This window comes from Salinactinospora qingdaonensis (genome assembly GCF_039539445.1).
Classification (GTDB): Bacteria; Actinomycetota; Actinomycetes; order Streptosporangiales; family Streptosporangiaceae; genus Salinactinospora; species Salinactinospora qingdaonensis.
Genome location: NZ_BAABDD010000026.1, coordinates 53,175 through 63,638, shown reverse-complemented (window position 1 = coordinate 63,638; position 10,464 = coordinate 53,175). Strand labels below are relative to the sequence as shown.

The window sequence follows — 10,464 nt, the reverse complement described above, 5'->3', positions numbered from 1 at the left end:
TGTTCGCACGCCCAGTGTTGCGCTGCCCCCACCACTGAGCGCACCTCCCGCCCCCGCCGTCTTACTATGCGAGACACCCCCCATCTGTCGACCGCCCTACTGCCCCACCCCAGCCCAAATCGGCAGCACCGACAACGAGGCCCCAGCCACCACCCGCCCCCGCCACCAGCACCCCCACGGGCGATCCCACCCGCCACCCCACCCACCGGCTGCTGTCGCCGCCCTGCGTCGCCGCCGGAAACCCCAGTGCACAGCACCGGTCCCCGAACCACCCCCACCCACCGCTTGCCCTCGCCGCCCCACGTCACGGCCTGCCCACCCATCCCCCGGAACCGGCCCGGCACCACCCCACCCACCGCTTGCCCTCGCCGCCCAACGTCGCCACCCCCAACCCCCAGCGGCCAACACCGAGCCCCGAAACACCTCCACCCACCGGGGTGTCTCACACCGGGCGCCTTCGCGGTCGCGTCGTCAACCTCAACGCCGAACGAGTGGCGGCAACGAGCGGCGCCGATGGCCTCGTGCGCTGGCCCTGATCGGTTTTCTTAACCGCGCAGACCTCCCGTGCCGCCGGTGGGGAGGCGAGACGGACGGGGTCCAGCCAGTGAGTCAGGGAGGCAAGGAGGCAGGCACAGAAAGGCAGGCACAGAAGGAGGAGCAGAGGCACAAAGGGGGTCTCACAAGAACGCGCCGCGCGATGGCAAAGCCTCGCGCGGCGCGGCGCCGTGGCTAGTGGCTAGCGTTTCATCCTGCCGGCTGCCTTGCGTACCCGCTGCCGTGCGGTTTGGCGAGCCTCCAGCGATCTACGGCGTACTAGGTCCGCGGTGTGACGGGCCTCCCACACCGCTCGCGGGGGGCGTCGCTTCGGCTCGGTGGCGACCAGCACTAAAGCGCTGAGCAGGCTCAAGTCCTTGGCCATCGTGGTGCGGGCGCTGTCGCGACCGTTGAGGTCGCCGCTTGTGAGTGAGCGCCTTTCCCCCACCAGGGTCGGCAGCGACTGCACGGCGAGCACGGCGCACCCCAGCCGGCCGGCTTTCCTGCTCATGAGCAGCGCACTGCCTGCCACACCGGTGGCTCCTTGGAGCCGAACCAACAGTTCGGGATTGTCGGGCAGCCATGAGTACTTGCGCGACAACTCGTGGATCACGGGTGACAGTTCCTTTGCGCGCGGCGCAGGATCGCGCAGCGTTTGCACTCCTTCCAGCAGGAAGGGGATGGCGAGCAACCGTCGGGCTTGTGTGCGTAGCAGTCCCATGCAAGGGCGTATACCCGAGCGAGCGTCCCCCACCCTTCAACGCACTGTGGGATCGTCGTCATTGGCGGCTCAGGCAGCGGCGCTCGGCCGGCAGTGGCCATAAGCTGAGAGTATGTGTGGCCGTTACGCGCAGGCGCGCAACCGGAGCCAACTCCAGCTCGCCTTCGATTTTCCCGAGCCCGACGCCCCGGCGGGCCAGGGCGACGACCCGCGTGCCTGGCCCCCGGTTGAGGAGCTGACCGCCGACTACAACATTGCGCCCGGTTCACGGGTGCAGGCGGTTTTGGGGCCGCCGCCGCGGGGTTCGGGCGATGGCCGGCCACCGGGGCCGCGCTACCTGCGCGTGCTGCGGTGGGGGCTCGTGCCTTCCTGGGCCAAAGACCTCAACATGGGCTACCGCATGATCAACGCTCGTAGCGAGACTGTGGCGGATAAGCCGGCTTATCGGGACGCTTTCGCCCACCGGCGCTGTCTGCTGCCCGCTGATGCCTACTACGAGTGGCAACTCGTCCCCGAGCGCACGCCGGGACCGGCGCAGCCGGGCACCTCTCCGGTGACTGATCCCGAGCATGCCGCGCGCAAAGCCAGGACGGCCAAACGCCCCTTCGCGGTGCGCTATGCCGATGGTCGTCCGCTGGCCCTGGCCGGCGTTTTTGAACGCTGGCGTGACCCGCAGCGCGCCGACGACGACCCGGCGGCGTGGCTGTGGAGCTGCGCTGTCATCACGGCTGAGGCCGCGCCGGAACTCGCCCACATCCATGAGCGCATGCCGGTGGTGCTGGACACGTCCAACTGGGGGACGTGGCTCGATCCGGCCGCGGGGCTGGCCGATCTGTTGCCGCTCATGGCGGCCACTCCGGCGAGCGAGTTCACTGCCGAGCAGGTCACCACGGCGGTGAACAGTGTCCGTAACAACGGGCCTGAGCTGCTCGAACCGGTCGAGGAGCCGCCTGAGGCGGGTGTGGCTTCCCTGTTCTAGCCGGTTGGCGCTCCCAGCCGGAGGGGAGGTGCCCCTCGGTTGGCGCCCCTCGACCATGGTGGCCGGATGCGGCCCCGGTATGGTGGCCGGTGCCATAGGCCCCTAGTGTCCTGTGTGTTCCCTCGCGAGGGGCGGTGCCGCGTCACGGCGTGGCCGTGGTTGTCGTGAGCAACGGCAGGCGAGCACCGGCACGGACCAAGCCAACGAGCGACAACGAATACGGCGCACAGCGCCTGTGCCGCTCTCCCGGAGTCGACCGGGGGGCGGGGCGTGGGTAGTGAGCCGGACAACTCCATAACCGCGGGAGCTCGCGCCTTGGCGGGCTGAGAGGGTGGCTGGCCCAATGGGGGGCCGGTGCCGCCGACCGCAGAACCTGTTCGGGTAATTCCGACGTAGGGAGGCGTGCCTTGACGGCGCTCGACGACAACAGTGTCCAACCCAGTGTGACCACCGGCCCCATTACGGGTTCGGAGAAGGTCTACCGCGAGATCACCGATCCCGATTCGGGGAGTGTGCTGCGGGTCCCGCAGCGCAGGGTTGGATTGAGCGACGGCACCCACATCGATCTTTACGACACATCAGGCCCCTACACTGATCCGGCCGCGACCATCGACGTCCACGCCGGACTGCCGGCGCTGCGCGGTGAATGGATCGCCCGGCGTTCGGGGGAGGGGCACCCGCAACATGCGCCTAGCAGTGGCGCGATCACCCAGTTGGCCTGTGCTAAGGCCGGCATCATCACGCCTGAAATGCGGTTTGTGGCCGCACGCGAGGGCATGGAGCCAGAGTTCGTCCGCGATGAGGTGGCCATCGGTCGTGCGGTGATCCCGGTCAACCGTTGCCACCCGGAGTCGGAGCCGATGATCATCGGCAAGAACTTCCTGGTGAAGGTGAACGCCAACATCGGCAACTCCGCTGTTACCTCCTCGGTCCCGGAGGAGGTGGAGAAGATGGTGTGGGCCAGCCGTTGGGGGGCCGACACCATCATGGACCTGTCGACCGGTAGCCGTATCCACGAGACGCGCGAGTGGATTCTGCGCAATTCGCCGGTTCCGCTGGGGACGGTGCCGATCTATCAGGCTCTTGAAAAGGTCAATGGCGACCCGGCCAAGCTGTCGTGGGAGATCTACCGCGACACCGTTATCGAGCAGGCTGAGCAGGGTGTGGACTACATGACGGTCCACGCTGGGGTGCTGCTGCGTTATGTACCGCTGACGGCTCGGCGCGTCACCGGGATCGTCTCGCGTGGCGGGTCGATCATGGCGGCATGGTGTCTGGCCCATCACACTGAGAGTTTCCTCTACACCCATTTCGAGGAACTCTGCGAGATCCTGCGCGCCTACGACATCACCTTCTCGTTGGGTGACGGTCTGCGTCCGGGCTCTATCGCCGACGCCAACGACGAGGCGCAGTTCGCCGAGCTGCGCACTCTCGGTGAGTTGACACACATCGCCCGCGCCCACGATGTCCAGGTGATGATCGAGGGGCCGGGGCACGTTCCCATGCACAAGATCGCTGAGAACGTGCGGTTGGAGGAGGAGCTGTGTGGTGAGGCGCCTTTCTACACGCTGGGGCCGCTGGCTACCGACATCGCGCCGGGCTATGACCACATCACCTCCGCGATCGGGGCCGCTCAGATCGCCTGGCACGGCACGGCGATGCTGTGCTATGTGACCCCCAAGGAGCATTTGGGGTTGCCGAACCGTGATGACGTCAAAACCGGGGTCATCACCTACAAGCTGGCAGCTCACTCCGCTGATCTGGCCAAGGGCCACCCCCGGGCCCAGGAGTGGGACGACACGCTGTCGCAGGCCAGGTTCGACTTCCGGTGGAATGACCAGTTCCATCTTGCGTTGGACCCCGATACGGCGCGGGCGTACCACGACGAGACTCTGCCCGCTGAGCCCGCCAAGACCGCGCATTTTTGCTCGATGTGTGGCCCTAAGTTCTGCTCGATGAAGATCACGCAGGACGTGCGTAAGTTCGCCGAGGAGAACGGACTTTCGACGGTGGCGGCCATCGAGCAGGGGATGCGCCAGAAATCGGAGGAGTTCGTGCAAAGCGGTAAGCGCGTGCACCTTCCGATGGCCCAGGAGTGACCGTGGCGCTGGGGCGGGGCTCACGCGGGTCCCGCCCCAGCCTCACTGGGGGCGTTTCGCGCTGGCCAGCATGTGCACCCCTACGTAGTCGTCGGACTCCACGGCTTTGAGTTCGGTCTCGACGAGCCGGTTCAGGGCGTTGGGGTCGCTGTCGAGCACCATTTCCACTGTCGACGCCGAGAGCACGGTGCGCGGCTTGACCCACTCCAGCTCCAGGCCCACGTCGGTCAGCACCTCGGAGAGCTGTTCGACGGTGAAACACCGGGTGATGGTGCCATCGGGCCATGGCACCAGGAGCACGTCGGCGTTGGGGGCGTAGCTGAGTTCGGGCCAGCAGTCCTGTTCGGCCAGCAGCGCCATGCCCAGCACCACAGAGTCGACGCATAGCAGGGTGCGCCCGCCGGGGCGGAGCACGCGCGCGATCTCGGCCAGGCACGCCTCGGTGAGCAGGTGCTGGGATAGGACGCGGTTGTCGGCGATCACCCCGTCGAAGGCCCCGGAGGTCACGCCGGACAGCAGCATCGCGTCCCCCACGATCCGGCGGAGTCGTCCTGCCGGGCGTCCGCGGGATCGTGTTTCTTGCCCGCTGACGACCTCCAGGGGACGTCGGTGCGCCTCTTCGGTAGAGGAGGCCAGGGTCACGACGTCGTGGCCCGCTGCCACCGCGCGGTGCGCGCAGCGGAAGTCCGGCCCGGACAAGTCGAGGATACGGCTAGGGGTACTGGGCAGCCACCGCACGAGTTGTGCTTCTGCCACGGCCCAGTAGAAGCGCCAGTAAGCCGACAGCGAATCAGTGGAGGCGAAGTGGGCCGCTGTCGAAGGTGATGCTTCCGCTGTCGCGCCGCCAGTTGTTCGGGGGGCCGACGCATGAACCGCGGAACTGGAGGACGGTCGCACGCATGCTCCTCTCCCCACGCCTTTGATTGAGGTTTTACCCGCACTCTTTCACGCTGCACCTCTCCCATCTACCCGAACACGAAAACTCCTGCCTTGGCGTGTCGCAGTGGTCGAAGGAGCTGAAGCGGTCGAAGCTCCCGAAACCGCCCGCTGACTGGAATCAGTCGCGAGGTGGCGTTGTTGGCATCCACATCACCACACGAGTGAGCTGCTCGGGGAGATTCGGCGACGGGTCGTGTGGCCTCGGGCGCGAGCGGAAGAACCGACAGTAAAGGCGGGTCGATGCCGGCTTCACATGGGTGCCTACTGCCAGAGCGGCCCACGGGCCCTCCGCCCGCGGCGGACGTGCGCCCCTCGTCCACCACGTCATATGGTGTGTCTACGGTTGCCCAACGGGACACCAGCACGAGGAGGCCGGCGGGCTTGAGTCAGGGCCAGGAGACAGTCGACGAGCGGGGGGCTCGGTTTGAACGGGATGTGCTCCCGTTTCTCGACCAGCTCTATTCGGCCGCGTTGCGGATGACGCGCAACCCGGCCGATGCCGAGGATCTCGTCCAGGAGACGTTCGCCAAGGCGTTTGGCTCGTTCCATCAGTTTAAGGAGGGAACGAACCTCAAGGCTTGGCTGTACCGCATCCTGACCAACACCTTCATCAACTCCTACCGCAAGAAGCAGCGTGAACCCAAGCAGGCCGGGACTGAGGATGTGGAGGATTGGCAGCTTGCCCAAGCCGCCTCCCACACCTCCAGCGGGCTGAAGTCCGCCGAAGCTGAGGCGCTTGAGCATCTACCCGATGGCGATGTCAAGCGGGCTTTGCAGGATCTACCCGAGGACTTCCGGATCGCCGTCTATCTCGCCGACGTTGAAGGCTTCGCCTACAAGGAGGTCGCCGAGATCATGGACACGCCCATCGGCACTGTGATGTCACGGCTGCACCGCGGTAGACGCCAGTTGCGTTCCCTGTTGGAGGAGTATGCCGTCGAGCGCGGCATTCTCTCCCGGGAGCTACATGAGTCGGTGGCTGTCAGCGCCGACGGGGCGCATCGGAGGGACGAGGGATGAGCTGCGGGAAGCCGCACCGCACGCCGTGTAGTGAGGTGCTGGCGCGGGTCTACACCTATATCGACGGGGAACTCGACGAAGCCGATTACGCGCTGATCCGCGAGCATCTGCACGAGTGTGCTCCGTGCTTGGAGGAGTACGGGCTCGAAGAGGCGGTTAAGAAGCTGGTCGCTAAACACTGTGGCGAAGATCCGGTGCCAGAGGATTTGCGGGGCAAGGTGCTGCGCCGGTTGGAGGCGGCCCGAGCTGATCTCCAGATCCGCGAGACCCACGCCGCGGACTAGCCGTCCTGCTCGCCGCTGGCCGCATCTGCGGGGACGCTGCCGCCTGTGGGAGATGCCGGCCAGGACAAGGGGGTAAGGCTGTGCTGGCGCTCGCCAGAGGAACGCCACCGCAGGCATGGGGGGAGGACGCCGCGGGGCGTGACCTCAGGGGCGAGGGGACGCCCCGTGGGACAGTGTGCGCCCGCCCCGATCTGGTGCTCTACCGCCGGGCCTTCCACTACGGTGGGCGATCGCCGGAAAACGGCGGTCGCCCGTTTTTTTCTATTTGTCGGCGTTAGTGTGAATTGCGAAAACACTGGCCCGCTTTTCGGGGGGTGGGAATCTGAAATCCCTAGAGTGCTCCCCGCGACACGCCCGAGATGAAGTTGATTCTTCCGTCTTCTCGCCGGCGGCTTTTTTGACATCCGTATCACGCGGTTACCTAGGGTGACTGGTGATCACTGTGTTGGTGCGCTGGTAGCGCGGCAGTCGCTTATTTTTCCGGTTTTACGCTCCGGCTTCAAAAATAAATCTGGATGCAGGGGGTTATTCGGTCAGCCCCTAAGTGGATTCGTATTTCCGCATTTTGAAATTTTGGCTCGCCTTGGTGGTATAAATTCCCACTGCCGGTATGGCAGTGGGAGTGTGGCAATGAATCTTGCGCGAGTTGCCGTTAAACTGACCGCTATATCTACCGTATGAGGCAATTCGCGCCCCGCCTCCGCGGGCGATGCTGGGCGCGCAAAGCGAGAAGAGCCGGGGAGTTGAGAGCTTCGTTGCCGCGTGGCCGGTCGTGGAACACACTGTTGGTGTGTCCGTGCCGGCACCGTCCTCGCGCCGCCACGAGCATCCATAGTCGGCTGCGACGCTAGAGCGTAATCTCGGAAAGTCACGAAGGATTCGGTCGCCAAATGGGGCGGAGGGAACGTCATTGCAGACGCTTCCGGCTGTCGCACGGTTGTATGTATGCCTGGTCTGCCTGGGCGCCACCGTCACGATGTTGCTCGGACCCTACACAGGGATCGACCCGCGAAGACTGGTGCTTCTGGCCGTTCTCTTCGTCATCGCCGAGTCGATCAGCACAATGGTCGACAGCGGTAAGACCGGGATATCTCCCAGTTCGTCGGCGTCGCTGGCGGCCGTCGTGCTCGTCGGGCCGGTGGGCGCGGCCATCGTCGGTTTCTCTTCTTGCCTGGTGTTACGACGCCAAGGCGCAGTCAAGCGGCTATTCAACGGTGCCCAGTTCGCGCTGGCCGGTTACGCCGGTGGCCATGCTTTCCAGTTGCTGGGAGGCGGGCGTGGCGTGCCCGATCCGGACAGTTTCCCGTGGATCGTCCTGCCCTTCACCGTGGCCACTCTCGTCCACACGGTCGTCAACGCCCTCCTAGTCGCCGGCTTGATGTGGTGTCTCGGCGTGGTGCGCTTCCAACGGCCGCGCAAGGTGCGTTGGCGCCCCTTGGCCACGCTGGAGCTCTCCTCGATCGGCTATGGCATGCTCGGGCTGTTCATCGCCGCCATCTGGAACGCGGTCGGCGCCTTCGCCGTGCTGCTGGTGCTGTTGCCGCTGTTCATCGCACGGTGGGCCTTCGACCAGTACGTCGCTGAGCAGCGCGCCCACGACGCTACTTTGGCCACGCTGTGTCAGGCAGTGGAGACCAAGGATTACTACACCCGCGGCCACTGCGTTCGCGTGTCCAAGGCTTCGGTCATGATCGCGGAGGAGTTAGGGCTACACGCCGAACGGGTGCACACGATCCGCTACGCCGGGATGCTGCACGACGTCGGCAAACTGGGTGTGCCGACCAAGGTGCTGCAAAAGCCCGGCAAGCTCACCGAGGAAGAGTTCGCGGCCATCCAGTTGCACCCGATGCGCGGATTCGAGATCGTGCGCGAGATCGGCTTCCTCGACGAAGCCCTCGAAGGCATCATGCACCACCATGAACGTATGGACGGGCGAGGCTACCCCATGGGGCTGGCCGGCAAGGAGATTCCGGAGTTCGCGCGCATCATCTCGGTGGCCGACGCCTTCGACTGCATGACCTCGACGAGGTCCTACCGCAACGCCCGTTCCGTCGAGGAGGCTTTCGCCGAGCTTAGGCGCGGCTCGGGCCCACAGTTCGACCCGGAGATGGTCGACGCGCTGATCAGAGCAGTCGGCCGGGACGGGTGGACGACCCCGGACGTGGTGGAGCCGCCCGACGACGATGTCGCCGAAGTCGCCCAGCAGGACCACGATGACCCCAGCGCGCCGCTACGAGTGGCCGGGGAGAAGGAATAATGATCATCCAGGGAGCGCCGCTGGGCATGCAGTGGCGCCAGCACCACGCGAGTGGGCACCACGCCCAGCTCACGCAGGCGCTGCTGATCGTCGTTACCACGATCGTGGCCGCTGTGTCCCTCCTGTGGACGGTGTTGACCGGTTTCGCCGAACCGCGTGCGGCTTTGGCCTTTGGGGTCCTCATCGCGCTGGGAGAGTTGGCGCGGATCGCGCTACCGGGCCAACGGGAGGTGGCCCCCATCGCCTCCGCCGGCGCCATCGGGTACACGTTCCTGCTCACCGCCGGCGGTGAGACCGTCCACCACCAGGCGTGGCAGGTCGTGGCTGTGGTTGCTATGGGGATGGTGTTGGGCGAGCTTCCCCATATCACTGTGGGGCGGCCGCCGCGTTGGGGGGATCTCGCCCGGCGGCTGTTCATCATCGAGATCCTCGCCAACGCCTTCCGCCCGCTCGCGGCTTCGCTTGACCCCCGAGACACCCACTGGTGGCCGGGGCTGGGGATCATGGCGCTGCTCGTCGTAGCCGTGTGGCTGATCGATTCGGTGATCGCCGGCGCCATTCGGGCCGAACGGCTACGCACGCCCCTTCGCGTGGCCTTTCGCGACGAGATCCGCGCCCAGATCGCCATTGGTATGGCGATCGGTGCCTCGGGCGTCCTCATCGCCCTCGCCGGCAGCGTCATGGGGATCGCCGCGCTGCTGGTCTTCACAGCGCCGCTGCTGGTGACCCAGATCGCCTTCCGCCGGTTCGCTGAGATCCGCCTAACCTACCTACAGACGGTGCGGTCGCTGTCACGGGTCACCGAAGTCGGTGGCTATGTCGAAACGGGCCACTCGCGTCGGGTGAGCCGCCTTGCCCACGCGATCGGTTGTGAGCTGGCTATGCGCGAGTCCGAGGTCTTGGAGTTGGAGTACGCGGCGCTGATGCACGACATTGGGCAACTTTCGCTGCGCGACCCCATCCCCAGCGGCGCGACCGTTTTGGCGCCTCCCCGGGAACAGCGGCGCATCGCTGAGTTGGGAGCCGCCGTGATTCGCGAAACCGGTGTCCTCGACAATGTCGCCGAACTCGTTCGCCGCCAGTGCGACCCCTACGACGAGACGACCGACTCCCCACCGCCGCTGGGTAGCCGCATCATTAAGGTGGCCAACGCCTTCGACGACCTGGTGGGCGAGTCCACCGATCGCGACCGGATCGAAGCTGTGGTGCAACGCCTGCGGATGGATAGCGGCAGTGAGTACGACCCCCGGGTGGTCAACGCACTGGCGCGGGTCCTCGAACGGGAACGCACTGACGGCGAACGCACCGGCCAATTTCGGATAGTCCCTTAAGAACTGCGGTCGGTGATAGATCGCCTCCTAGAGAGCGAAGGGGCACGAGATGGCCGAGGTTCGTGCGGAGATGGCCGCCAACGTGTGGAAGGTGGCCGCGGCACCGGGAGACACCCTCAACGAGGGGGATGCCGTGTTGATCCTGGAGTCGATGAAGATGGAGATCCCCGTCGTCGTCGAGAACCCGGCGGCGGTGGTCAGCATCGAGGTCGCCGAGGGCGACGTCGTGCGGGAGGGAGACCTGCTGGCCGTCGTGGCGGAATAGTCGGCATCGCCGCTGCCGCGCCACCGTGGCCGACT

Annotated in this window: 9 protein-coding genes; 7 read left to right on the top strand and 2 right to left on the bottom strand. The window is 66.0% G+C overall.

The genetic code is table 11. The features are described from left to right. Nucleotides 1–736 precede the first annotated feature (736 nt). Nucleotides 737–1,255, bottom strand: a complete 519-nt coding sequence (locus ABD848_RS20075) for a DoxX family protein (RefSeq protein WP_344974895.1) — start codon at nucleotides 1,253–1,255, stop codon at nucleotides 737–739. Between the two features lie 112 nt (nucleotides 1,256–1,367). Between ABD848_RS20075 and ABD848_RS20070 the strand changes: the two genes are divergently transcribed. Together ABD848_RS20070 and thiC are read left to right on the top strand one after the other, a co-directional pair. After that, entirely contained in the window at nucleotides 1,368–2,234 is an 867-nt protein-coding gene (locus ABD848_RS20070) for an SOS response-associated peptidase (RefSeq protein ID WP_344974892.1), read from the top strand. A 407-nt stretch (nucleotides 2,235–2,641) separates the two neighbouring features. After that, on the top strand, nucleotides 2,642–4,333 hold the full coding sequence (thiC, locus tag ABD848_RS20065; RefSeq protein ID WP_344974889.1) for a phosphomethylpyrimidine synthase ThiC: 1,692 nt from the start codon (nucleotides 2,642–2,644) through the stop codon (nucleotides 4,331–4,333). 42 nt (nucleotides 4,334–4,375) lie between these two features. Here the strand turns inward: thiC and ABD848_RS20060 are convergent, their stop codons facing one another. Beyond that, nucleotides 4,376–5,230, bottom strand: a complete 855-nt coding sequence (locus ABD848_RS20060; RefSeq protein ID WP_344974886.1) for a class I SAM-dependent methyltransferase — start codon at nucleotides 5,228–5,230, stop codon at nucleotides 4,376–4,378. Nucleotides 5,231–5,653: 423 nt separating this feature from the next. Between ABD848_RS20060 and ABD848_RS20055 the strand changes: the two genes are divergently transcribed. From ABD848_RS20055 to ABD848_RS20035, 5 genes are all read left to right on the top strand, one after another. After that, entirely contained in the window at nucleotides 5,654–6,292 is a 639-nt protein-coding gene (locus ABD848_RS20055) for a sigma-70 family RNA polymerase sigma factor (RefSeq protein WP_344974883.1), read from the top strand. Further along, the gene (gene rsrA / locus ABD848_RS20050) at nucleotides 6,289–6,576 is read left to right on the top strand and encodes a mycothiol system anti-sigma-R factor (protein ID WP_344974880.1); all 288 of its coding nucleotides are present in this window, start codon (nucleotides 6,289–6,291) and stop codon (nucleotides 6,574–6,576) included. The genes ABD848_RS20055 and rsrA overlap by 4 nt, the downstream gene beginning before the upstream one ends. Nucleotides 6,577–7,552: 976 nt before the next feature. Next, a complete protein-coding gene (locus ABD848_RS20045) occupies nucleotides 7,553–8,833 on the top strand; it encodes an HD-GYP domain-containing protein (RefSeq protein ID WP_344974911.1) in 1,281 nt (426 codons plus the stop codon). Further along, entirely contained in the window at nucleotides 8,833–10,164 is a 1,332-nt protein-coding gene (locus ABD848_RS20040; protein ID WP_344974877.1) for an HD-GYP domain-containing protein, read from the top strand. Before ABD848_RS20045 ends, ABD848_RS20040 begins: the two co-directional genes overlap by 1 nt. A 49-nt stretch (nucleotides 10,165–10,213) precedes the next feature. Beyond that, complete coding sequence (locus ABD848_RS20035) at nucleotides 10,214–10,429, top strand: biotin/lipoyl-binding carrier protein (RefSeq protein WP_344974874.1); 216 nt, start codon at nucleotides 10,214–10,216, stop codon at nucleotides 10,427–10,429. Nucleotides 10,430–10,464: the final 35 nt, after the last annotated feature.